We start from the raw sequence: 22103 nt of genomic DNA on the forward strand, positions 1-22103 counted from the left end.
GCCGGAGGCTCAGGCCGCGCGAGGCGCAACCGTCTCTTCGATTTTGATCGCCAGTTGGGCAATCGCCAGGGCGGCAGGGCAGCCAGGCATGGTTTGCATCAGCAGTTGTCGACGCATGATGGCCTGCCGTACGGAGGGGTCGGCCGGAATATCGCCCATGTGTACCAACTTCAGTGGCTTGCCGCTTTCGGTGGTGACAAAGCGGTCCAACACCTGCTGCAACTGGGTGGTGATGGCGCGGCCATCGCCCAGGCGGGCGGTTTGGTTGATCACCACACGGATGCTGCTGCGTTTTTGCTGGCTGGCCAGCACCTTGATGGTGGCGTAGGCATCGGTGAGCGAGGTCGGCTCGGGGGTGGCCACCACCAGTACCTCGGAGGCCAAGGACACGGCAAACAGCACCACATCGGAGATGCCGGCACCGGTATCCAGCAGCACCACGTCGTAGTGCGGCACCAGTCCGGACATGATGCGCAAAAAGTCGTCGCGCACCTCCGGCGTCAGGCGCGAGTACTCGACCATGCCGGAACCTGCCAGCAGCACCGAGAAGCCGCCGGGCGCACGGATGATGGCTTCTTCGAGCTTGGCCTTGCCGGTGAACACATCGTGCAGGGTGACCTTGGGGTACAGGTTCAGCACCACGTCCAGGTTGGCCAGGCCCAAGTCGGCATCAAGCACCAGTACGCGGTGGCCGCGTTTGGCCAGGGCCGCCGCGAGGTTGGCCGACACAAAGGTCTTGCCCACGCCGCCTTTGCCACTGGTGACGGCTACCACTTTGCCCAAAGGCTTGAGCGGCACACCGGTGCTGCCTTCAGCGGATTCGGGAGGATTTAGCACGTCGGACATTAAAAAACCCTCTGCATGGCGCCATTGTTATTCCCGCCCGACATGTCGGTGGGGGCGCTTTCGATCCAGGCGGGGTCGCCCAGCGACAAGTGACCAAACAAAAGATTCTTTTCTTCGGCACTGACAAATACTTCCTGCTGCTGGTCCAGCAACACGCGGTTGCGGCCTTCGGCTTTGGCTCGGTAGAGCTGCTGATCGGCGCGTTCGCTCCACAGGGCCGTGGTGGAACGCACCCACTCGGGCGCAAAGGCCCCGCCCACACTGATCGTGACCTGGATGCTCTGTCCTGGCGCAATCGGGATGGGCAAACTCTCTATGGCTTTGCGGATGCGTTCAGCCACGATGGAGCCATAGGCGGTGTGGCAACTGGGCAGCATCACGGCAAATTCTTCGCCACCCAAGCGTGCCACCGTATCCATGGGGCGTACACAGCCCTGCAGGGTTTTGGCAACCGCCTGCAACACCAGGTCACCGGTTTGGTGACCGTAGGTGTCATTGACTTTCTTGAAGTGGTCAATGTCCAGCATCAGCATCAGCGCGGGTTCACCCGAGCGGGCCACCACGTCAATCGCCCGGTCCACCACCGATCGGAAGTGGCGGCGGTTGGCCAAGCCGGTCAGCGGGTCCTTGAGCGAAAGTTCGCACAGGCCATCAATGATGGCTTGCAAGTGCACGGTGGCAGAGGCTTCTGCCGATGGCAGGCTGAGGTTCAGGCCGTGGTGGAGCAAGGCACGTGCGTCGTCCAACTGCAAATGCAGAAGATCGACGGGTGAGGAAGGTGCGTTGGTGGCCACAGGGTGCGTCAAGAGGGGGCGCAAAAGCGTCTTGAAAGTCTAACAGGAAGCTTTGGGGCTGAGACCAGAATTTGCCCGGTCTTGCCGCCGGATCTGTACTGCTTCAACGCCCTGCGCACACGGGGCAATTCGCTTGTCGCGGCAGGCGCACGTCGGTCCACTCCATGCCCCGAGCGTCCAACATCAGCAGGCGCCCCGCCAAGCTGGGAGAGAGGCCCAGCAGCAGCTTGAGAGCCTCGGCGGCTTGCATGGCGCCGATGATGCCCACCAGAGGTGCAAACACGCCCATGGTGGCGCATTGGGTTTCGGGGGGGGCGTCGCCCGGCGGAAAGGCGCAGGCATAACACGGTGCATCGTCGGCACGCGGATCAAAGACGCTGATCTGTCCGTCAAAGCGAATGGCCGCGCCGGAAACCAAGGGAGTGCGGTGTGCCACGCAGGCTGCGTTGACTGCCTGGCGGGTGCTGAAGTTGTCGCAGCAGTCCAGCACCACGTCGGCCTGCTGCACCCAGGCGGGCAGGGTGTCCGCATCGGCCTTGCCGTGGATGGGCGTGACCCGTACCAAGGGGTTGAGCCCTTGCAGGGTGGTGGCCAGGGAGCTGACTTTGGATTCACCCACACGGGGGGTGGTGTGCGCAATTTGTCGCTGCAGGTTGGTCAGGTCGACGGTGTCGGGGTCGAGCACCGTGATCTGGCCGACCCCGGCACATGCGAGGTACATGGCGGCCGGGGAGCCCAGGCCGCCGGCGCCTATGACCAGGGCGTGGGCAGCGTTGAGCCGCTCTTGCCCCTCGATACCGATCTCATCCAGAAGAATGTGCCGCGAGTAACGCAGCAGCGCGTCATCCTGCATGGCAGATCAGTTGTCCTTGCTTTCTTCCTTGCGCTCGGTCAGCGTTTTGCTCACCATCACTGGCTTGCCCTTGAGCTGATTGATGGCTTGTTGCAGCTGGAAGTCTTTGTCAGAGCCAAACTCCGGTGCACGGCGTTCCGATGCGGGTTTGCGCGACTCTTCTTCGAGGCGCTTCATGGCTTCTTCACGGGCCTTCTCGCGCGCCGGGTCTTTTTTCTCTTCGCCCTGGCCGCTGGTCAGGTGCTTTTCCAGATCGGCCTCGCGCATGCGCAGGGCGGCGTAGGGGCTGCCTTCTTCGGTGTCGTCCACCATGACGTCGGGCACGATGCCCTTGGCCTGGATGGATCGGCCGCTGGGGGTGTAGTAGCGCGAGGTGGTGATCTTCAAGCCGGTATCGGGGCCCAGGGGGCGGAAGGTTTGCACCGAGCCTTTGCCAAACGTTTGGCTGCCCATGATGGTGGCGCGTTTGTGGTCTTGCAGGGCTCCCGCCACGATTTCGCTGGCTGACGCTGAGCCCTCGTTCACCAGCACGATCAACGGAATTTTCTTCAGGCTGGCGGGTAGGGACTTGATGGCATCCGAGCCATCCCGGACCAGGTAATCACGTGCAGTGGCTTTGAGAACCTGTTTGCTCTCCGCAGTTTGGCCATTGGTGGACACCACGGTGACGTTTTCAGGCAAAAACGCCGCCGAAATGGCAACGGCCGCATTGAGCAAACCACCGGGGTCGTTACGCAGATCCAGCACCAAGCCCTTGAGTTTGGGTTCCTGTTTGTAGACTTCGTCGAGCTTCCTGGCGAAGTCATCAACGGTGCGTTCCTGGAACTGGCTGATGCGAATCCAGGCGTAGCCCGGTTCAATGACTTTGCCGCGCACCGACTGCTGCTTGATTTCTTCGCGTGTGATGGTCACCGGAAAAGTGCGGTTTTCGTCTTTGCGATAGATGGTGAGCAGCACCTTGGTGTTGGGCTCGCCGCGCATGCGCTTGACGGCGTCATTGAGTGACAGGCCTTTAACGGCGGTGTCGTCAATCTTGGTGATCAGGTCATTGGTCTTGAGGCCCGCGCGGAAAGCCGGGGAGCCCTCAATGGGCGAGACAATTTTGACGAGGCCGTCTTCTTGCGTGATTTCGATGCCCACGCCCACAAATTTGCCCGACGTGCCCTCGCGGAATTCCTTGAAGGACTTTTTGTCAAAGTATTGGGAGTGCGGGTCCAGGCTGGCCACCATGCCGGCAATGGCATCGGTGATGAGTTTTTTCTCGTCTACCGGCTCCACATAGTCGCTTTTGACCATGCCAAACACTGCGGCGAGCTGCTGCAGCTCTTCCAGTGGCAAGGGGGTCAGGGTGTTGCGCGCTACGGTTTGCAGCGACACGGTGGTTAGTGCCCCGGCCAGTGCGCCCAATGCAATCCAGCCGGTAATTTTCAGTTTGTGACCCATATGTATTCCTGTGCCGCGTCAATATACACCTTGGAGGTCACTCTTTTGCCCCAGTTCCCGGGCAGCCCCACTATTTCAGTGGGGCCGGTCTGGATCGCTCAGGCCTTGCCTTGGGAGGCCACCGCGGCAGCGGCCTTGGCCGCGGCTTCAGCGTCACCCAGGTAGTAGTGGCGGATGGGTTTGAGGTTGGCATCCAGCTCGTAGACCAGCGGGATGCCGTTGGGGATGTTCACACCGACGATGTCGTCATCGGAAATGTTGTCCAGGTACTTGATCAGTGCGCGGATAGAGTTGCCGTGGGCCGCGACCACGATGCGTTTGCCCGCCAGGATGGCGGGTGCCATGGACTCGTTCCAGAATGGCAGCACGCGGGCTACGGTGTCTTTCAGGCACTCGGTCAGCGGGATTTGCTCGGCCTGCAGCTTGGCATAGCGGATGTCGGTGCGCTCGCTGCGGGGGTCGGTAGCTTCCAGTGCGGGCGGAGGGGTGTCGTAGCTGCGGCGCCAGACCAGCACTTGGTCGTCCCCGTATTGCTTGGCTGTTTCACCCTTGTTCAAGCCCTGCAGGGCGCCGTAATGGCGCTCATTGAGGCGCCAGCTGTGCACCACTGGCAGCCAGGTGCGGTCCATTTCGTCCAGCGTGTGCCAGAGGGTGCGGGTGGCGCGCTTGAGTACGCTGGTGTAGGCCACGTCGAACTCGTAGCCGTCGGCCTTGAGCAGCTTGCCGGCAGTTTTGGCCTGTTCCACACCCAGGGGGGTCAGGTCCACATCGGTCCAGCCGGTGAAGCGGTTTTCAAGGTTCCAGGTGGATTCGCCGTGGCGTACGAGAACGAGTTTGTACATGGTATGGGTCACAAAGCAGTGGGGGGACCGGGCAGCGTGCCCGGCGGCGTACAGCTCGCCATTCTAAAATGCCGGGTTAGTGTGAAGTAACCAACAAGGAACAAAGTGGAATTTATTCTCAATAGCTACAACTGGGTGCTTATTTTGACCGCCCTCGCATCTGGCGCGCTCTTGCTCTGGCCCGTGTTGCAGGGAGCAACGGCGGTGGGCATTGCTCCCAATGCGGCAGTGCAACTGATCAACCGCGAGAAGGCGGTGGTGGTGGACGTGTCCCAGCCCGAAGAGTTTGCGCAGGGCCACATCGTGGGCTCCAAGAACATTCCCCTGGCCGATCTGGAAGCCAAGCTGCCCGGTTTGGTGAAGAACAAAGCCCTGCCCGTGGTGCTGGTGTGCCAGACCGGCGCACGTTCGGGCCGTGCGGTGGCCACGGCCAAGAAACTGGGTTACGAGCAGGCCCAATCGCTGGCTGGCGGACTCAAAGCCTGGAAAACCGCTAACCTCCCCGTCGAAAAGGCCTGATCCAGGCCCGCTGAACCGAGGTAAGAAAGACCATGCAAGCCGTCAAGATGTACACCACCGCCGTCTGCCCCTACTGCGTGCAGGCCAAGCGGATTCTCAAGTCCAAGGGTGTTGAGTCCATCGAAGAAATCCGCGTCGATGCCCACCCGGAAGAACGCATGAAAATGATGGAAATTACCGGTCGGCGCACGGTGCCGCAGATTTTTATCGGCGACACCCACGTGGGCGGATGTGATGACCTGATGGCATTGGACAGCCGGGGGGGCTTGCTTCCCTTGTTGGGCGCAGCGGCCTGACATAATTCCACCCAGCGAATTTTGTTTTCGTAGCCCGTCGGTGTTGTGCCGGCGGGCTTCTGTTTATCTAGAGAGACTATTGCCATGGCTGACCAAGATCCCGTATTCCAGATTCAACGCGTGTACCTGAAGGAAGCGTCGCTGGAGCAACCCAATTCCCCCGCCATCTTGCTGCAACAAGAGCAGCCTTCGGTCGACATCCAGCTTGGCGTGGAAGCGGCACCCGTGGCCGACGGCGTGTATGAAGTCTGCGTGACCGCCACGGTCACCACCAAGATTGAAGAGAAAACCGTGTTTCTGGTCGAAGCCAAGCAGGCCGGCATTTTTGAAATCCGCAACTTGCCCCAGGAACAACTGGGCCAGATCATGGGCATCGCCTGCCCGCAAATCGTCTACCCCTACCTGCGTGGCAACGTGGCCGACCTGATCCAGCGCGGCGGCTTCCCGCCCGTGCACCTGTCGGAAATCAACTTCCAGGCGATGTACGAGCAACAGCAAGCGGACACCGCTGGCAGCTTGCCCCAGTAAGCGTGTTTAGAGGTCTTTTGGGCCTCTAGCCCGCATGGATATTGCGCGAGCAGCTATGAATATCATAGTATTGGGGGCGGGTGCATGGGGTACAGCCCTAGCCATCAGCGCGGCACGCGCACCGCAGCCTGGCCGCACGGTCACGTTGTGGGCGCGCGATGCGGCCCTGGTCGCCGACATGGCGGCACGGCGTGAAAACGTGCGTTACCTGCCGGCGCAAGCCTTGCCCCCTTCTTTGCAACTGAGCGCCGAGCCATTGGCTTTGCGACTGGCGGCGCTACAGCCTTCTGACCTGGTGGTGGTGGCTACGCCCATGGCCGCCCTGCGCGGCATGCTGACCCAACTGCAGGGGGTGTCTGCACCCGTGGCCTGGCTGTGCAAGGGCTTTGAATCCGCGGCCCAGGGGGGGCATGGCCTGATGGGCCATGAGGTACAAGCGCAAGCCGCTCCCCAATTGCTGGCCGGTGTACTGAGTGGCCCCAGTTTTGCGCAAGAGGTGGCAGCGGGCCAACCCACCGCGCTGGTCGCTGCCAGCGCCCACGCGGCCGTGCGCGACGCCCTCGTCACCGCTTTCCACGGCAGTTCCCTGCGTGTCTACGCCAATGACGATGTGGTCGGCGTGGAAGTGGGCGGCGCTGTAAAAAACGTACTGGCGATTGCCACTGGCTTGTGCGACGGTTTGCACCTGGGCCTGAATGCCCGCGCAGCGCTGGTGACGCGCGGGCTGGCGGAAATCACCCGGCTGGGGCTGGCGCTGGGGGCCAAGCCCGAGACCTTCATGGGCCTCAGCGGCTTGGGCGATCTGGTGCTGACAGCGACCGGTGACCTGTCTCGCAACCGCAAGGTGGGTTTGGCACTGGCCCAGGGCCAGACCTTGGCGCAAGCTGTGCAGGCCTTGGGGCATGTGGCCGAAGGGGTGTACAGCGCGCGAACCGTGTTGCAACGCGCACAGCACCTGGGTGTACCCATGCCCATCACCCAAGGGGTGGTGGACTTGCTGGACGGTCGCCTGCAGCCGGCCCAAGCGGTGATGGCCCTGATGGGCCGCGAACCGACCGCCGAGGGGGGTTAGCCCCCACGCTCCGCCGCTGCGCGGGTCGCTGCCCCCCAAGGGGGCCGTTGCAGCTTGGGGCGGCCCGGCGCTGAAACCTAGCTCGCTTTTCCGTTAGCCTGGGCCACCTTGGCGGCAATGTGCGCCAAGGCTTCTTCCACCTGGTCCACCAGCACCAGGCACAGCTCGCCGGGCTGCAGCTTGTCCAGTGCGGTGTCAATTGCCAGGAACTCGCCAAACACTTCCGAGCGGCTGACCGCGCGCTTGGCATGGACCAGGCCCTCGCGCAGCAGGGCAATCACCTCGCCGTCCTGCCGGCCACGCTGGCACTGGTCCTCAAACATCACCACCTCGTCAAAGGCATTGCCCAGGATTTCGGTTTGTTGGCGGATGTCCTGGTCGCGCCGGTCACCGGCACCGCTGATGACCACGGAGCGGCGTGTGGCTGGCATGGCCTCCACCGCTTGCACCAGCGCCAGCATGGCGTCGGGGTTGTGGCCGTAGTCGGCAATCACGGTGGCACCGCGGTAGGTGAACAGGTTGAAACGGCCTTGTGCGTTGTCACTGTCGTTGGAAAAATTGGCCAGGCCCTTGCGGATGCTGGCCCAGTCCTGGCCCAGCGCCCAGGCTGCGGCCACGCTGGCCATGACGTTCTCGACCTGGAAGCCAATCGCACCGCCCAGGGTCACCGGCACATCGGCCAGCGGAATGGACTGCAGCATCTCGCCCTTGGCAGCGATCAGGTGGCCGCTTTCGACAAACACCACCGCATGGCCTTGCGCACGGTGGGTGGCCATGACAGGGTGATTTTTATCAGTGGCAAAGAAGGTGACGGAGCCCTTGCACTTGGCCGCCATGGCCGCCACGATGGGGTCGGCCGCATTGAGCACGGCGGTGCCGGTGGTGGACACGTTTTGCACGATCACACGCTTGAGCACGGCCAACTCGTTGACGGTCGTGATGTAGTTCAGGCCCAGGTGGTCGCCGCTGCCCACATTGGTCACTACCGCCACATCGCAGTGGTCAAAGGCCAGGCCCTCGCGCAGCACACCGCCGCGGGCGGTTTCCAGCACTGCGGCGTCGGTGTCGGGGTGCAGCAGCACGCTGCGTGCGCTCTTGGGGCCGCTGCAGTCGCCGGTATCTATGCATTCGCCATTGACATAGACGCCATCGGTATTGGTCATGCCTACGCGCAGGCCGCTTTGGGTCAGCAGGTGCGAGATCAGGCGCACTGTCGTGGTCTTGCCGTTGGTACCGGTCACGGCCACCACAGGAATACGGCCGTCCTGGCCCTTTTTGAACATGCTGCCAATGATGGCCTCGCCCACGGCGCGGCCCTTGCCAAACGAGGGCGAGAGGTGCATGCGCAGGCCCGGTGCGGCATTCACTTCCACCACACCACCACCTTGTTCTTCCAGCGGTTGCAGGATGCTGTCGCTCACCACGTCCACACCACAGATGTCCAGGCCCACCATGTGCGCCGCGGCAATCGCGCGTGCGGCCACCTCGGGGTGCACATCGTCGGTCACATCGGTGGCCGAGCCGCCGGTGGACAGGTTGGCGTTGTTGCGCAGGTTCACGCGTTGGCCCTTGTCGGGCACCGACTCTGCGGTCAGGCCTTGGGTGGCCAGGCAGGCGTGGGCAATGTCGTCAAAGCGGATTTTGGTCAGCGAGGTAGCGTGGCCGGAGCCGCGCTTGGGGTCCAGGTTGACCTGCTCCACCAACTGCGCGATGGTGTGCACGCCATCACCCACCACCTTGGGCGGGTCGCGCCGGGCCGCGGCGACCAGCTTGTCGCCAATGACCAGCAGGCGGAAGTCGTTGCCGGGCATGAACCGCTCGACCAGGATGTCGTCGCGGAACGCACGTGCAGTGGCATAGGCTTTGACCAGCTGTTCACGGCTCGTGATGTTCACCGTCACGCCCTTGCCCTGGTTGCCGTCGTTGGGCTTCACCACCACGGGCAGGCCAATCTCTTGGGCTGCGGCCCAGGCATCGTCGGCATCGGTGACCGCACGGCCACCGGGTACCGGCACGCCTGCGGCGGCCAGCAGTTTTTTGGTCAGCTCCTTGTCCTGCGCAATGGCTTCGGCAATGGCGCTGGTGGCGTCCATTTCTGCTGCCTGGATACGGCGCTGCTTGCTGCCCCAGCCCAGGCGCACCATGCTGCCCTCGGTCATGCGGCTGTAGGGAATGCCGCGGGCCACCGCCGCGTCCACGATGGAGCCCGTGCTGGGGCCCAGGCGCACGTCTTCGTCGAGTTCGCGCAGCTGCTCCAGTGCCGCCGGCAGGTCAAAGGGCGTGTCGTCCAATGCGGCCTGGCACAGTTGTTGGGCCAGTTCGAGCGCGAGCTTGCCCACCTCTTCTTCGCTGTACTCCACCACCACCTGGAACACATGTTGTTCGACTGTGGGGGTGGTGCAACTGAAGGTGACCGGGCAACCGGCCTGGGCTTGCAGGCCCAGCATGGCCAACTCCAGCACCCGCGCCATCGGCACCTGGTCGTCATGGCCGGTAGCCTGGAAGGGGCTGATCTCTGGGAAACGTGCGCGCAGGCGGGGTTCGAATCCCGGCAGCGCAGCAATGTGGCACTCGTCAGCGCTGCACTCCACCACGGTCTGGATGGCCGTGTGGTGGGTCCACAAATTGGGGCCGCGCAGGGCGCGGATGCGGTTCACTTGCATGGAGGGCTCAGTAGGGAGTTTTCTTGGGGTTGGAGTCGAAGGTGCGCAGACCGGCTGCGATCAATTCGACGGGAATATTCAGCGCCCAGGCTGCGGCCACGGCAGCCATCACCAGTTCAGGCTGGGCGGCCTTTACCGGGTTCAAGGTTTGCAGCGGGAGCAGGGCGATCTCTTCGGCCTGTTGGGCCAGCACCACCTCACCATCCCGCACAAACACCACTTGCTTGCCGGCCGCACGGTGCGCCACCAGCGTCGGGTGCTGCGCATCGGGGGCATAAAAAATCACTTGGCCATCACACAGTTCGGCCAGCTCCACCACCTGTGGGTCGGTGGCATTGAGCACGGCGGTACCACTGGGCAGCACCACATCGACTTGGGTGCGGGTGACTTTGAAGGCCTGCTCGGCGTCCAGAATGTCGAAGTCCCGCAGTGATTCGGTCCAGCCCACATCGGTCACCACCCCCACGGCACAACGGTCATAGGCCAGGCCCTCGCCCAGCACCATGGCGCTGCTGTTCTCAAACACAGCGGCCTGGATGGAGCGGTTGATCAGCAGGCGCTGGCTGGGCTCCCAGCGGGCGCAATCGCTGGCGACCACGCGGCGGCCGTCCAGGTACAGGCCTTCGCTGCAGGCCAGGCCCACGTGCCGACCGCTGATGTGCACCAGCCAGGCCACCAGGCGCGCCAAGCGGCCTGTGTTTTGGGTGCCGGTGATGCCAATGACGGGGATACGGCCATCGGCCTGCGGCTCAAACAGGTGTTCCACGATGGCACGGCCCACGGGGCGGCCTTCGCCGTTGGCGGGCTTGATGTGGGCCAGCAGACCGGGGCTGGCGTTCACCTCAATGACGGCGCCACGCTGGCTTTTCATGGGCTTGCTGATGTCTTCCATCACCATGTCGATGCCCGCAATGTCCAGGCCCACCACGCGGGCGGCCAGGGCCGCAGTGGCGGCGACCGTGGGGTGCATCTGGTCGGTCACGTCCCAGGCCACGTTGCCGTTGCGCTGGATCAGCACCTTCTGGTCTTTGGCCGGAATGGAGTCGGGCGTCAGCCCGGCGCGGCGCAGCTCCAGCTGCACCTCCGGGCTTTTTTGCGGTTCAATCGGACTCAGTGGCGCTTCTTCTTCCTCGCCCCGGCGTGGGTCGGTGTTGATTTGCTGGTTCACCAGAGCGGTCACGGTGGAGCTGCCATCGCCTACCACCCAGGCGGATTCGCCACGGGCTGCGGCCACGACCTGCTTGCCCACCACCAGCAAACGGTGTTCGTTGCCGGGAATGAACTTTTCGACGATGACACTGCCACCGCTTTGTTCCTTGGCCACCTGGAAGGCCGTTTCCACACTGGCTTGGTCCGAGAGGTCCAGGGTGACCCCCCGACCGTGGTTGCCGTCATAAGGTTTGATGGCCACGGGCAGGCCAATGTCCTGGGCGGCTTCCCAGGCTGCGGCCGGGGAGTTGACCAGCGTACCCTCAGGCACTGGCACGCCGCAGGCCTTCAGCAGGCTCTTGGTCAGGTCTTTGTCGCTGGCAATTTCTTCGGCAATCGCACTGGTCTGGTCGGTTTCAGCGGTCCAGATACGGCGCTGCGCATTGCCATAGCCCAGTTGCACCAGGTTGCCTTCGGTCAGCCGGATGTGGGGAATGCCGCGGTCCGTCGCTGCATCCACAATGCTGGTGGTGCTGGGGCCCAGGCACAGGGAGTCCACCATCTCGCGCAGCGCGGCCAGGGGGGCTTCCAGGTCGTAAGGGGTGTTGTTGATGGCCGCCACCACCAGATCGCGCGCCACCACCAGGGCCTGGCGGCCCACCTGCTCTTGCCGGGTGCGAAACGCCACCTTGTAAACACCTGGTTTGGAGGTCTGACGGGCTTTGCCAAAGCTGGTCTGCATGCCGGCCAGGTTCTGGATTTCCAGCGTGACATGTTCCACGATGTGGGCGGCCCAGGTGCCTTCTTGCAGGCGCTGCAAAAAGCCGCCGCGTACGCCGGGGCTGCATTTGTGTTCAATCAGGCCCGGTAGCCAGGTGGTCAGGCGTTCGTAGAAGCCGGGCAGGGTGTTGGAGGGGTGGTCCTCCAGACTGCCAATGTCCAACCAAGCCTCGATGACGGGGCGGTAGGTCCAGATGTTGGGACCGCGCAGGTACGTAACCCGGAGAATGTCGATGTTTTTCTTGGCTGTCATGGCTGTGTGAGAAGGGGCGGTGCACCATTGTGACGCGGCGCGCGTTATGTATTTTCGCTCAGCCCCCGTGTTGTGTAACGGATTTGTTATTGGCGCCTTGGCGCGCAGATGACGCAAAATCCCGAGTTAAACCTTTTCCCTTGAAGTAGATGACCCCTGACGCCCTTGCTGTTTCTGTGCTGCCCGGAGAGCTTGCTCCGCAATGGCGGGCCACTGTGCAGCAGCAGCTGCACCCCCAAGAGAACGTATTGGCCTCGCTGGAGGTTGACCTTGACACCCAACTGCGCTTCGTCAAAGGGCTGGTGCTGGTGACCAGCCAGCGTTTGCTGAGCCGGATGGGGCCCAACGGGCACTGGCAGTCCTGGGACCTGCAAGCCGGCCAAAGTCTGCAGCACCACGACCATGCGGGTGTGGGCCATCTCGATTTGCAGGATGTCAGCGGCCAGCTGGCTACCTGGCGCTTCACGCTGGGCCAAAACCTGCACGCCCTGCGCCTGGTCGACCAGTTCCAGGCCCAGTTGGAGAGCACGGTGTCTGGCCGCCCCCTGGCGCAGGCGCTCACCCAGGTCTGCCCCAGCTGCAAGGCCCCGCTGGAGGCCGACCAGGAGGAATGCCCGGTCTGCACCAAGGTGGTCCACACCCCGCCCAGCACCTGGACCCTGTTTCGCCTGTGGCGCTTTGCCAAGCCCTATCGCGGCCAGTTGCTGTTGGGCTTTGTGCTGACGTTGCTGGGCACGGCCGCCAACCTGGTGCCTCCCTACCTGACCATGCCGTTGATGGACAACGTGCTGATCCCATTCCAGAACGGGCAGACGATCGATCCCATGCTGGTGGGCATGTACATGGGCGGGCTGCTGGGGTCCGCCTTGCTGGCCTGGGTGCTGAGCTGGGCCAAGACCTACATCCTGGCCCTGGTGTCCGAGCGTATTGGTGCCGACCTGCGCACCACCACCTACGAGCACCTGCTGCGCCTGTCGCTGGAGTACTTCGGTGGCAAACGCACCGGCGATTTGATGTCGCGCATTGGCAGCGAGAGTGACCGCATTTGCGTGTTCCTGTCGCTGCACCTGCTGGACTTTGCCACCGACGTGATCATGCTGACCATGACGGCGATCATCCTGTTCTCCATCAACCCCTGGCTGGCGCTGGTGACGCTGGTGCCGCTGCCGTTCATTGCCTGGATGATCCACTTTGTGCGCGACCGCCTGCGCACCGGTTTCGAGAAGATCGACCGCGTCTGGGGCGAGGTGACCAATGTGCTGGCCGACACCATTCCGGGCGTGCGCGTGGTCAAGGCCTTTGCGCAGGAAAAACGTGAGGCGGCGCGCTTCCGCGAGGCCAACAAACACAACCTGGCGGTGAACGACCGCATCAACAAAATCTGGTCGCTGTTTTCGCCCAGCGTGTCGTTTTTGACCGAGCTGGGCCTGTTGGTGGTGTGGGCGTTTGGCATCTGGCAGGTGTCCAAGGGTGACATCACGGTGGGGGTGCTGACCGCCTTCATTGCCTACATCAGCCGGTTTTACGGCCGCTTGGACTCCATGAGCCGGATTGTCTCGGTCACGCAAAAGTCGGCCTCGGCCGCCAAACGCATTTTTGACATCCTGGACCATGTCTCCAGCGTGCCCGAACCCGTCAATCCTGTGCCCATGGGCCAGGTGCAGGGCCGCATCGAGGTGCGTGATGTGGGCTTTCGTTATGGCAACCGCGAGGTGAATCGCGGCATCAGCCTGAAGATTGCGCCCGGCGAGATGATTGGTTTGGTAGGCCACAGCGGATCGGGCAAGAGCACGCTGGTGAACCTGATTTGCCGCTTCTACGATGTGTCGGAAGGCGCGATTCTGGTGGACGGGGTGGACATCCGCTCCTTCGCCATTTCGGACTACCGCCAGAACATTGGCCTGGTGCTGCAGGAGCCGTTTTTGTTCTTCGGCACCATTGCCGACAACATTGCCTATGGCAAACCGGATGCCACCCGCGCACAGATCATTGCGGCCGCCCGCGCCGCCCATGCACACGAATTTATCCTGCGCCTGCCACAGGGCTATGACTCCATGGTGGGCGAGCGCGGCCAGGGCCTGTCGGGTGGCGAGCGCCAGCGCATCTCGATCGCGCGCGCGCTGCTGATCGACCCGCGCATCCTGATCCTGGACGAAGCCACCTCGTCGGTGGACTCCGAGACCGAGAAGGAAATCCAGAAGGCGCTGGAGAATTTGGTGCAAGGCCGCACCACCATCGCCATTGCGCACCGCCTGTCTACCCTGCATCGGGCCGACCGCCTGGTGGTGCTGGACCGCGGACGGGTGGTGGAAGAAGGCACCCACGACGCGTTGATGGCTGCCGAAGGCGCCTATTACAACCTTTATCAAGCGCAGGCGCGCAACAACAATCTCTTGGAGGAATCCGCATGAGCGCCCTGCTAACCGTGACGGCCAGTCGCTTTGCGCTGGAGCGCACACCCTTTGGCAAGCTGGTGCTGACCAATGAGGCGGGCGAACGTTTTGAAGGTGTGGTGCCGGTGCGCGCCTTCCCCATCCAGTCGCCGGACGACGGCATCTCGCTGGTGAGTACCGATGGCAAGGAAGTAGCCTGGGTAGACCTGCTGGCCGATGTGCCGCAGCCCGCGCAGGATTTGATTCGGGCCGAGCTCACCACGCGGGAATTCATGCCGGTGGTCACGCGCATTGTGTCGGTTACCAGCTACTCCACGCCCTGCACCTGGGCGGTGGAAACGGACCGTGGCAACACCGAGTTTGTGCTGCGCGGAGACGAAGACATCCGCCGCATCGGGAAGGACAACGGCCTGCTGATCGCCGACGCGCACGGCATCCAGTACCTGGTACGCGACCAGTTTGCGCTGGACACCCACAGCAAGAAAGTCCTGGACCGCTTCCTGTAGGGTGTTGTTTCCGGGTCAGTGGGTGCTCGCACCGGCCTGGGCTTGCGGTACATTTTGGGGCTGACGCCAGCGCACCCGCGCAATGCTGCCCAGAACAGAAAGCACTTCCCCATGTCCACTCTGTCGATTCTTTCCCACCGCACCCAGACCGTTCGCAAGCTCCAACTGGCGGGTGCGGTAGTGGCCTGTGTCTTGCTGCTGTCGGGCTGCGCCATTTGGCCCAAGGCACTGACCTTCTGGGGCGACACCGAACCTGCCGCAGCCGACACCACCACCTCGCCCACTGCCAGCGCCCCCGGCGCTGCCGCATCGGCACCCATGGAGCCCGCCCCCGTGGTCACCAGCAGCCCGGTGGTGGAGCCTGCCACGCCAGAGGTGGCGCCCATGGCCAGCCTGCCCCCAGAGCCGGCACCTGTGGCACCACCCAAGCCCGCAGGTCCCATGAAGATGGAGCGTGGCTACTACATCAACGTGGGTTTGTTTGCCGTGCCCAGCAATGCCAGCCATGCGTTTCAGAAGCTGGAGAAGGCGGGCCTGCCCGCGTATACCGAGTTGCTGGAAACCAATGTGGGCAAGTTGACCCGCGTGCGGGTGGGCGGTTTCCCCACCAAAGCCAAGGCGGACACAGCGGCCAAGAAAATTCGATCCCTGCAGCTCGAAGCCATCGTCTTCCGCCACAAATAAAGCAAAGGGCCACGCGGCCCTTTTTCTTTTCTGCATGGCCCCATTGCGGACCCGCTCCGCTGCGGCCTTCGCCTTTGCATTCCATCGATCCCGTCGTCTGCGCCTGCGCCTGCGCCTGCGCCAGGTTGCGTGCGGCGGCGATGTCACCAAAACTTCATTCCCATTTCACCCCTCCGTCTTATTCACTCTTCAGACTCCGCGGTCGTTGTGTCTTGTCTTGATATGACTTTTTAAACCGCAATCAATTGGAGTATGGAATGTTGAAAAAATCTGCTGTTGCATTCGCAGTTGCAACACTGGCCCTGGGTGTGCAGGCTGGCGAATTGGCCACTGACAAAGACGTGAAGTTTGAAGTGAATGTGGATGTCGGCACCTACTTCGTGAGCAAGAAGAATGCGGCCGGTCGCCAGATCGACGAAGTGCTGGGCAAGGGCCTGAACCAGGTCGAGATCAAGGCCACCAAAAACATCAATGACGACGTCTCCATCTTCGGCGAAATCGAAGTGGACTACGACCCCGTGGCTGACAACTCCCCCTTCACCTCGGATGACACCCGTGTTGGTATTGCCAGCAAGAAGTTTGGTCGCTTCTCTGCTGGCCAGTTCGACAGCTTCATGGAAGACAACGTGATGGAAACCCTGGGCGTGGGCCATGGCGAAAATGGCTTCATGACCGAGCCTGCTTCCGCCAACAAGGGCCGCCACGTGCAGTACAGCCACAAGCTGGGCGACCTGAGCTTTGCGGTGGACTACACCTCTGCGATTGGCCCCGCCGCCAATCCTGAGAATTCCAACGGCTTTGCCCTGGCTGCGACCTACAAGTTGGGTAATTTCACGCTGGCCGGTGGCTGGAGCGAGTTGGCCAAATACAAGGCCGACAGCTCCAAGACCCAAGGCGAGTTGAACACCGACCGTTACGCCACCGGTCTGGCCGCTACCTACCAAATGGGCAGCGTGGCCTTGAAGGGCCTGGTGGCCGAGGTGGAAAGCACTGCCAAGATCAAGACCTCCTTCAGCGGTGTGGCCCTGACGTATGTGTCGGGTGAGTTTGACTTCGGCCTGTCCATGCAAAAGGTCAAGCCCGAAAACACCAACGGCCGCGACGAGTGGTCGGTGGGCGTGGGCTACACCCCGTTCAAGAACATGCAGCTGTACCTGGATTACGCAGGTCTGGCCAAGGTGAATGGCGAAGGCGACGTGGTTGAAATGGGCCTGAAGTACACCTTCTAAGCAGCCCCCCGGTATTCCAAGGTTTTATGCCCGGGCTGGTCCCGGGCTTTTTTACGTCTGGCGCGCGCTCAGACTTCCATGTTGTCAATCAGCCGGGTGCTACCCAGCCGCGCTGCGGCCAGCACCACCAGGGCATCGCCACTGCGTGGTGCCTGCAGATCGGCCTGGCGGCGCACGGCCACATAGTCGGGCACCCAGCCCGCGCTGCGCAGGGCCTGCATGCCATCGGCTTCCAGGCGCGCCGCATCGGTCTCACCGGCCCGCAGTGCCAGCACCATCTTGCGCAGCGTGGCCGACAGCAGCAGCGCCTCTTCGCGCTGGGCCGGGCTCAGGTAGCCATTGCGGCTGGACAGGGCCAGGCCGGCCTCGTTGCGCTGGGTTTCGCCGCCCACCACCTCAATGGGCAAGGCGAATTGCTTCACCATGTTGCGGATCACCATGAGCTGCTGGTAGTCCTTCTTGCCAAACAGCGCGCTGCGCGCCTGGGTGCAGGCCAGCAGCTTCATCACCACCGTGCACACCCCAATAAAAAAACCCGGGCGGAAGTGGCCTTCCAGAATGTCGGCCAGCTCGGTGGGCGGGTGCACCTTGAAGGTCTGGGGCTGGGGGTAGAGCTCTTGTTCGCTGGGGGCAAACACGATGTCGCAGCCCGCGGCTTCGAGCTGGGCGCAGTCGGCCTCCAGTGTGCGCGGGTAGGTGTCAAAGTCTTCGTGCGGGGCAAACTGCAGCCGGTTCACAAAGATGGTGCTGATGGTCACATCGCCCAGCGGCTTGGCCTGGCGCACCAGGGCCAGGTGGCCGGCGTGCAGATTGCCCATGGTGGGCACCACGGCGGGGTGGCGGTACTGGCTCAGGGCTGCGCGCAGGTCGGCAATGGTGTGGATGAGTTGCATAGGCCTGTGGTCACCAAGCGTGAATAGAGTCGTCAGGGAACGTACCGTTTTTGACGGCGGCCACATAGGCTTCCATGGCACCGCGGATGCTATGGGCGTCGTTCATGAAGTTGCGCACGAACTTGGGGTTTTTCCCCAAGTTCACACCCAGCATGTCATGCAGCACCAGCACCTGGCCAGCCGTGCCCTTGCCCGCACCAATGCCAATGGTGGCGCAGTGCGGCAGCTCTTGCGTCAGCTCGGCCGACAGGGGCGCGGGCACCATCTCCAGCACCACCATGGTGGCGCCGGCATCCTGCAGTGCGTGGGCATGTTTCTTCATCACATCGGCTGCTGCATCGCCACGGCCCTGCACGCGGTAGCCACCCAGCGCGTGCACGGTTTGGGGGGTCAGGCCCAGGTGGGCGCAGACGGGGATGCCGCGCTCCACCAGAAAGTGGACGACCTCGGTGGTCCAGCCGCCGCCTTCAAGCTTGACCATATGGGCGCCGGCCTGCATCAGCACGCTGGCGCTGCGGATGGCTTGCTCCTTCGACTCCTGGTAGCTGCCAAAGGGCAGGTCACCAATCAGCCAGGCGGTGCCTTGGGCGCGGCGCAGGCCACGGGCCACGCTTTCGGTGTGGTAAGCCATGTCGTCCAGCGTCACGCCCACTGTGCTGTGCAGGCCGCGGCACACCATGCCCAGCGAGTCGCCCACCAGGATGCACTCCACACCGGCGGCATCCGCCACGGCCGCAAAGGTGGCGTCGTAGGCGGTGAGCATGGTGATCTTTTCGCCCCGCGTGTGCATCTCCTGGATGCGCGGCAGGCTGATGGGCTTGCGGGTGGACGGCGGCGATGCCGGGGGCAGCGTGCCGTAGGGAGTCGCGTTGGTTGCGCTGGAGGCTTGTTCACCGGTCGGGTTCAGGGCCATGGAGGACTCCAAAAAATCGGGATTACCAAGGGTTTGGCGAAAGTGGGGCGAATACTAACCGCAGTTGCGTACCGCGATGTAGAGGCCGATCTCAGGTGGGGGAATAGGCCAGGCGCACGTAGATCGGGGCAAAGGCCTCGGCCTGGGTGATCTCGATCAGGGTTTCCTTGGCCAGCTCCAGCAGGGCGATAAAGGTCACCACCAGCACCGGTGCGCCCTGGCTGGCGTCAAACAGGTCTTCAAAACCCACAAAGCGCTGGCCCTGCAGGCGCTTGAGCACGATGCTCATGTGCTCGCGCACCGAGAGTTCCTCGCGGCTGATCTTGTGGTGTTGCACCAGCTTGGCCCGCTTCATGATGTCGCGCCAGGCCTCTTGCAGGTCCACCAGCTGCACATCCGGAAACCGTGGCTGCAGGCTTTGCTCGATGTGGGCGTTGGCTTTGAGGAAGTCGCGCCCGTACTGCGGCACCGCGTTAAGGCGGGCCGCGGCCAGTTTCATCTGCTCGTATTCCAGCAGGCGGCGTACCAGTTCGGCGCGCGGGTCTTCGGCTTCTTCGCCCTCGGCCGTCTTCTTGGGCGGCAGCAGCATGCGCGACTTGATCTCGATCAGCATCGCCGCCATCAACAGGTATTCGGCTGCCAGCTCCAGGTTGTGCTTGCGGATCTGGTCCACGTAGACCAAATATTGCTTGGTCACGCTGAGCATGGGGATGTCCAGAATGTTGAAATTCTGCTTGCGGATCAGGTACAGCAGCAAGTCCAGCGGCCCCTCGAAGGCCTCCAGAAACACCTCCAGCGCGTCCGGCGGGATGTACAAATCCTGCGGCATCGCAAACAGCGGCTCGCCATACAGGCGTGCCAAAGCCACCCGGTCCACCACCTCGGGCATGGTGGCCATGGAGGCCGTGTCAGAGCCGCTGTCCGCAGAGATAGTGCTCATGAGTTGCTATTAAATTGGGAGCTGCTCGCGCAATATTCACGCGGGCTAGAGGCCTATTTGGCTCTTATTTGGCGTTGGTCTGGTAGACGTAGGGCTTTTGCGCCACGCGGGCCTCGTTGTAGGCCTTCACCGCGTTGCGGTCCACGCTCTTGTCCCACAGCAGGGCGCGGCCCTGGCGTTGTTCGGCTTCCAGCGTGGGCTTGGCAGTCTTGAGCTGGTCAATGAACTGGGTAGCTTCGGATTGGTAGTCGGGGCGGCGGAAAATGTTCATAGATGAATCCTCGTTGGCGGCCATTTTAGCCGCCATGGCCGCTGCCCAGCGCACGGCAGGTCGGACTGCAAACCCGGTATCCTTGCGGCCCTATGCGCAATTCTGACTATTCCACCGCCCAGATCGCCGCCCTGGCCCAGGCGGACGTGGCCCGTGCCCTGCAAGAAGACGTGGGCGCGGGGGACCTGACCGCCTCCCTGATCGACCCCAGCCGCCGTGCCCGTGCCCGCGTGCTCGCCCGCGAAGCGGCGGTGCTCTGTGGTGAGCCGTGGGCCACCGCTGCCGTGCTGGCGCTGGACCCGTCGGCCGCCATCATCTGGCATGTGCGCGAAGGCCAGCGCTGCCACGCCGACCAGGTGGTGGTGGAGATTGAAGGCAACGCCCAGGCCCTGCTGACGGCCGAACGCACCGCGCTCAACTTCTTGCAACTGCTGAGCGCTGTGGCCACCAAAACCGCCACCTTTGTCAGCGCGGTCGAATCGGTGCCCGGCAACCGCGCCGCCATTGTGGACACGCGTAAAACCCTGCCCGGCCTGCGCATGGCGCAAAAGTACGCGGTGCACCAGGGCGGCGGCACCAACCACCGCATTGGCCTGTTCGACGCCGTGCTGATCAAGGAAAACCACATTGCCGCTGCCGGCGGTGTGACCGCCGCGCTGCAGCGCGCCAGCCAGCTTGCGGCCAGTGCCAAGTTCATTGAGGTGGAAGTGGAGACGCTGGACCAGCTGCGCGAAGCGCTGGACTGCGGTGCCCAGATGGTGCTGCTGGACAACATGACCATGGCCCATCTGGTGCAAGCCGTGGCCATCAACGCCGGGCGGGCGATCTTGGAAGTGTCGGGCGGCGTGAGCCTGGACACCGTGCGCGCCATTGCCGCCACCGGCGTGGACCGCATCTCCATCGGCGCCCTGACCAAGGACGTGAAGGCCACCGATTTCTCCATGCGTTTTGAGGAGCTGTGATGTCTGCCAGCGATGTGATTGACGTCGAATACGAGCAGCCGGCCTGCAGCACCAAGCACGCCTGGGCGCGTGTGCCGGTGGAGCCCACGCCGTCGCAGCGTGTGGCGTTGAAAGACAAAATTAAGCGCCTGCTGAAGGAAAAGAACGCCGTCATGGTGTCGCACTACTACGTGCACCCCGACCTGCAAGATTTGGCCGAAGAAACCGGCGGCCTGGTGAGTGACTCGCTGGAGATGGCCCGCTTTGGCCGCGACCACAGCGCGCAGACCCTGGTGGTGTCAGGCGTGAAGTTCATGGGCGAGACCAGCAAAATCTTGTCGCCGCACAAGACCGTGCTGATGCCCGACCTGGACGCCACCTGCTCGCTGGACTTGGGCTGCCCCATCAGCGAATTCAACGCCTTTTGCGACGCCCACCCGGACCGCACCGTGGTGGTCTACGCCAACACCAGTGCAGCCGTCAAAGCGCGTGCTGACTGGCTGGTGACCAGCAGCTGCGCGCTGGACATCGTGCGTGCACTCAAAGACAAGGGCCAGAAGATTCTCTGGGCGCCCGACAAACATTTGGGCGGCTACATCCAGCGCGAGACCGGCGCCGACATGGTGTTCTGGGAAGGCGCCTGCATCGTGCACGACGAGTTCAAGGCCTTTGAGCTGGAAGCCCTGATCAAGGAGCACCCCAAGGCCAAGGTGCTGGTGCACCCCGAGTCCCCCAAAGACGTGGTCGCCCTGGCCCACGCCGTGGGTTCCACCAGCGCCATCCTCAAGGCCGCGCAGACGCTGGACGCCGATACCTTCATCGTTGCCACCGACAACGGCATGTTGCACAAGCTGCGCACGCTCAACCCCACCAAGACCTTCATCGAGGCGCCCACCGCCGGCAACAGCGCTACTTGCAAAAGCTGCGCTCACTGCCCCTGGATGGCCATGAACGGCCTGGCCGGTGTGGCCCAGGTGCTGGAGCACGGCTTGAATGAAATCCAGGTAGACAAGCGCCTGATTGACCGCGCGCGCTTGCCGATCGATCGCATGCTGGCGTTTACCGCGGCGCAGAAGAACGGGCAGCCCGTGGGTGGGCTGATTCCGAATATTGGGGCGGCCTGAGTTGTGAGGGGTTTTGGCCTGTAGCCCCGTGGAATATGCGTAAGCAGCTATTGAGTTCGTAGCGGATGTGAGAGGGCGGTTGGCTGCTTTGCGGGGCGGATTCAACCGGTCGATGCAACACACTAAAACCTGCGTGAGCAGAAGGAGTGTTGCAGATGAAGTATCGGACGC

Annotated in this window: 21 protein-coding genes; 10 read left to right on the forward strand and 11 right to left on the reverse strand. The window is 63.1% G+C overall.

All coding sequences use genetic code 11. From position 1 onward, the window contains the following. Positions 1-9: 9 nt before the first annotated feature. From AC3WS7_RS09355 to gpmA, 5 genes are all read right to left on the reverse strand, one after another. Positions 10-846: a MinD/ParA family protein gene (locus AC3WS7_RS09355; protein ID WP_296468778.1), complete on the reverse strand. Its 837-nt coding sequence runs from the start codon at positions 844-846 to the stop codon at positions 10-12. After that, positions 846-1640: a GGDEF domain-containing protein gene (locus tag AC3WS7_RS09360; RefSeq protein ID WP_492656147.1), complete on the reverse strand. Its 795-nt coding sequence runs from the start codon at positions 1638-1640 to the stop codon at positions 846-848. The genes AC3WS7_RS09355 and AC3WS7_RS09360 overlap by 1 nt, the downstream gene beginning before the upstream one ends. A gap of 103 nt (positions 1641-1743) precedes the next feature. Continuing rightward, positions 1744-2493, reverse strand: a complete 750-nt coding sequence (locus AC3WS7_RS09365) for a HesA/MoeB/ThiF family protein (protein ID WP_492656148.1) — start codon at positions 2491-2493, stop codon at positions 1744-1746. A gap of 6 nt (positions 2494-2499) precedes the next feature. After that, on the reverse strand, positions 2500-3936 hold the full coding sequence (locus AC3WS7_RS09370) for a S41 family peptidase (RefSeq protein ID WP_296468784.1): 1437 nt from the start codon (positions 3934-3936) through the stop codon (positions 2500-2502). A 98-nt stretch (positions 3937-4034) separates the two neighbouring features. Then, the gene (gene gpmA / locus AC3WS7_RS09375; RefSeq protein WP_296468786.1) at positions 4035-4778 is read right to left on the reverse strand and encodes a 2,3-diphosphoglycerate-dependent phosphoglycerate mutase; all 744 of its coding nucleotides are present in this window, start codon (positions 4776-4778) and stop codon (positions 4035-4037) included. Positions 4779-4883: 105 nt separating this feature from the next. Here gpmA and AC3WS7_RS09380 point away from each other — a divergent pair, with 105 nt between their 5' ends. From AC3WS7_RS09380 to AC3WS7_RS09395, 4 genes are all read left to right on the forward strand, one after another. Beyond that, positions 4884-5297, forward strand: coding sequence for a rhodanese-like domain-containing protein (locus AC3WS7_RS09380; protein WP_492656149.1), 414 nt, complete (start codon positions 4884-4886; stop codon positions 5295-5297). Between the two features lie 32 nt (positions 5298-5329). After that, positions 5330-5593 (forward strand): glutaredoxin 3, encoded by a 264-nt coding sequence (grxC, locus tag AC3WS7_RS09385; RefSeq protein ID WP_296468789.1) that lies wholly within the window; start codon positions 5330-5332, stop codon positions 5591-5593. A gap of 84 nt (positions 5594-5677) precedes the next feature. Then, positions 5678-6121: a protein-export chaperone SecB gene (gene secB, locus AC3WS7_RS09390; RefSeq protein ID WP_492656150.1), complete on the forward strand. Its 444-nt coding sequence runs from the start codon at positions 5678-5680 to the stop codon at positions 6119-6121. A gap of 55 nt (positions 6122-6176) precedes the next feature. Next, a complete protein-coding gene (locus tag AC3WS7_RS09395; protein ID WP_492656151.1) occupies positions 6177-7193 on the forward strand; it encodes an NAD(P)H-dependent glycerol-3-phosphate dehydrogenase in 1017 nt (338 codons plus the stop codon). Positions 7194-7270: 77 nt separating this feature from the next. Here the strand turns inward: AC3WS7_RS09395 and cphA are convergent, their stop codons facing one another. After that, positions 7271-9856 (reverse strand): cyanophycin synthetase, encoded by a 2586-nt coding sequence (cphA, locus tag AC3WS7_RS09400; RefSeq protein ID WP_492656152.1) that lies wholly within the window; start codon positions 9854-9856, stop codon positions 7271-7273. Positions 9857-9863: 7 nt separating this feature from the next. Beyond that, positions 9864-12038 carry a cyanophycin synthetase gene (locus tag AC3WS7_RS09405; protein WP_492656153.1) on the reverse strand — a complete coding sequence of 725 codons (2175 nt, stop codon included), beginning with the start codon at positions 12036-12038 and terminating at the stop codon, positions 9864-9866. A 149-nt stretch (positions 12039-12187) separates the two neighbouring features. Between AC3WS7_RS09405 and AC3WS7_RS09410 the strand changes: the two genes are divergently transcribed. The 4 genes from AC3WS7_RS09410 to AC3WS7_RS09425 all read left to right on the forward strand — a co-directional run bounded on the left by AC3WS7_RS09410 (position 12188) and on the right by AC3WS7_RS09425 (position 16850). After that, positions 12188-14449, forward strand: a complete 2262-nt coding sequence (locus tag AC3WS7_RS09410) for a cyanophycin metabolism-associated ABC transporter (protein ID WP_492656154.1) — start codon at positions 12188-12190, stop codon at positions 14447-14449. After that, positions 14446-14937, forward strand: a complete 492-nt coding sequence (locus AC3WS7_RS09415) for a cyanophycin metabolism-associated DUF1854 family protein (protein WP_296465327.1) — start codon at positions 14446-14448, stop codon at positions 14935-14937. The genes AC3WS7_RS09410 and AC3WS7_RS09415 overlap by 4 nt, the downstream gene beginning before the upstream one ends. Before the next feature lie 111 nt (positions 14938-15048). After that, a complete protein-coding gene (locus AC3WS7_RS09420) occupies positions 15049-15621 on the forward strand; it encodes an SPOR domain-containing protein (protein WP_492656155.1) in 573 nt (190 codons plus the stop codon). Positions 15622-15878: 257 nt separating this feature from the next. Beyond that, positions 15879-16850 (forward strand): porin, encoded by a 972-nt coding sequence (locus tag AC3WS7_RS09425; protein ID WP_296465333.1) that lies wholly within the window; start codon positions 15879-15881, stop codon positions 16848-16850. A gap of 68 nt (positions 16851-16918) precedes the next feature. Here the strand turns inward: AC3WS7_RS09425 and panC are convergent, their stop codons facing one another. The 4 genes from panC to AC3WS7_RS09445 all read right to left on the reverse strand — a co-directional run bounded on the left by panC (position 16919) and on the right by AC3WS7_RS09445 (position 19867). Continuing rightward, on the reverse strand, positions 16919-17743 hold the full coding sequence (gene panC, locus AC3WS7_RS09430) for a pantoate--beta-alanine ligase (protein ID WP_296465335.1): 825 nt from the start codon (positions 17741-17743) through the stop codon (positions 16919-16921). A 10-nt stretch (positions 17744-17753) separates the two neighbouring features. Then, the gene (panB, locus tag AC3WS7_RS09435) at positions 17754-18656 is read right to left on the reverse strand and encodes a 3-methyl-2-oxobutanoate hydroxymethyltransferase (RefSeq protein WP_296465337.1); all 903 of its coding nucleotides are present in this window, start codon (positions 18654-18656) and stop codon (positions 17754-17756) included. 91 nt (positions 18657-18747) lie between these two features. Further along, positions 18748-19596, reverse strand: a complete 849-nt coding sequence (locus tag AC3WS7_RS09440) for a segregation and condensation protein A (RefSeq protein WP_492656156.1) — start codon at positions 19594-19596, stop codon at positions 18748-18750. Positions 19597-19660: 64 nt separating this feature from the next. Continuing rightward, positions 19661-19867 carry a DUF3460 family protein gene (locus tag AC3WS7_RS09445; protein ID WP_296465341.1) on the reverse strand — a complete coding sequence of 69 codons (207 nt, stop codon included), beginning with the start codon at positions 19865-19867 and terminating at the stop codon, positions 19661-19663. Between the two features lie 92 nt (positions 19868-19959). On the opposite strand from AC3WS7_RS09445, the gene nadC reads away from it, so the two are divergent. Continuing rightward, entirely contained in the window at positions 19960-20829 is an 870-nt protein-coding gene (gene nadC / locus AC3WS7_RS09450; RefSeq protein ID WP_492656157.1) for a carboxylating nicotinate-nucleotide diphosphorylase, read from the forward strand. After that, a complete protein-coding gene (gene nadA / locus AC3WS7_RS09455; RefSeq protein ID WP_492656158.1) occupies positions 20829-21932 on the forward strand; it encodes a quinolinate synthase NadA in 1104 nt (367 codons plus the stop codon). Before nadC ends, nadA begins: the two co-directional genes overlap by 1 nt. The last annotated feature ends 171 nt before the right edge of the window (positions 21933-22103 follow it).

It is taken from the genome of Rhodoferax sp. EU05-FHT12H12, assembly GCF_058791215.1.

Excerpts from the sequence above, each read along its gene's own strand:
- AC3WS7_RS09405 (WP_492656153.1), bottom strand. The coding sequence starts at position 12,038 with ATGACAGCCAAGAAAAACATCGACATTCTCCGGGTTACGTACCTGCGC.
- AC3WS7_RS09355 (WP_296468778.1), bottom strand. The coding sequence starts at position 846 with ATGTCCGACGTGCTAAATCCTCCCGAATCCGCTGAAGGCAGCACCGGT.
- grxC (WP_296468789.1), top strand. The coding sequence starts at position 5,330 with ATGCAAGCCGTCAAGATGTACACCACCGCCGTCTGCCCCTACTGCGTG.
- panB (WP_296465337.1), bottom strand. The coding sequence starts at position 18,656 with ATGGCCCTGAACCCGACCGGTGAACAAGCCTCCAGCGCAACCAACGCG.
- AC3WS7_RS09415 (WP_296465327.1), top strand. The coding sequence starts at position 14,446 with ATGAGCGCCCTGCTAACCGTGACGGCCAGTCGCTTTGCGCTGGAGCGC.
- AC3WS7_RS09420 (WP_492656155.1), top strand. The coding sequence starts at position 15,049 with ATGTCCACTCTGTCGATTCTTTCCCACCGCACCCAGACCGTTCGCAAG.
- AC3WS7_RS09410 (WP_492656154.1), top strand. The coding sequence starts at position 12,188 with ATGACCCCTGACGCCCTTGCTGTTTCTGTGCTGCCCGGAGAGCTTGCT.
- AC3WS7_RS09445 (WP_296465341.1), bottom strand. The coding sequence starts at position 19,867 with ATGAACATTTTCCGCCGCCCCGACTACCAATCCGAAGCTACCCAGTTC.
- panC (WP_296465335.1), bottom strand. The coding sequence starts at position 17,743 with ATGCAACTCATCCACACCATTGCCGACCTGCGCGCAGCCCTGAGCCAG.
- gpmA (WP_296468786.1), bottom strand. The coding sequence starts at position 4,778 with ATGTACAAACTCGTTCTCGTACGCCACGGCGAATCCACCTGGAACCTT.
- AC3WS7_RS09370 (WP_296468784.1), bottom strand. The coding sequence starts at position 3,936 with ATGGGTCACAAACTGAAAATTACCGGCTGGATTGCATTGGGCGCACTG.
- secB (WP_492656150.1), top strand. The coding sequence starts at position 5,678 with ATGGCTGACCAAGATCCCGTATTCCAGATTCAACGCGTGTACCTGAAG.
- cphA (WP_492656152.1), bottom strand. The coding sequence starts at position 9,856 with ATGCAAGTGAACCGCATCCGCGCCCTGCGCGGCCCCAATTTGTGGACC.
- AC3WS7_RS09395 (WP_492656151.1), top strand. The coding sequence starts at position 6,177 with ATGAATATCATAGTATTGGGGGCGGGTGCATGGGGTACAGCCCTAGCC.
- AC3WS7_RS09425 (WP_296465333.1), top strand. The coding sequence starts at position 15,879 with ATGTTGAAAAAATCTGCTGTTGCATTCGCAGTTGCAACACTGGCCCTG.
- nadC (WP_492656157.1), top strand. The coding sequence starts at position 19,960 with ATGCGCAATTCTGACTATTCCACCGCCCAGATCGCCGCCCTGGCCCAG.
- nadA (WP_492656158.1), top strand. The coding sequence starts at position 20,829 with ATGTCTGCCAGCGATGTGATTGACGTCGAATACGAGCAGCCGGCCTGC.
- AC3WS7_RS09440 (WP_492656156.1), bottom strand. The coding sequence starts at position 19,596 with ATGAGCACTATCTCTGCGGACAGCGGCTCTGACACGGCCTCCATGGCC.
- AC3WS7_RS09365 (WP_492656148.1), bottom strand. The coding sequence starts at position 2,493 with ATGCAGGATGACGCGCTGCTGCGTTACTCGCGGCACATTCTTCTGGAT.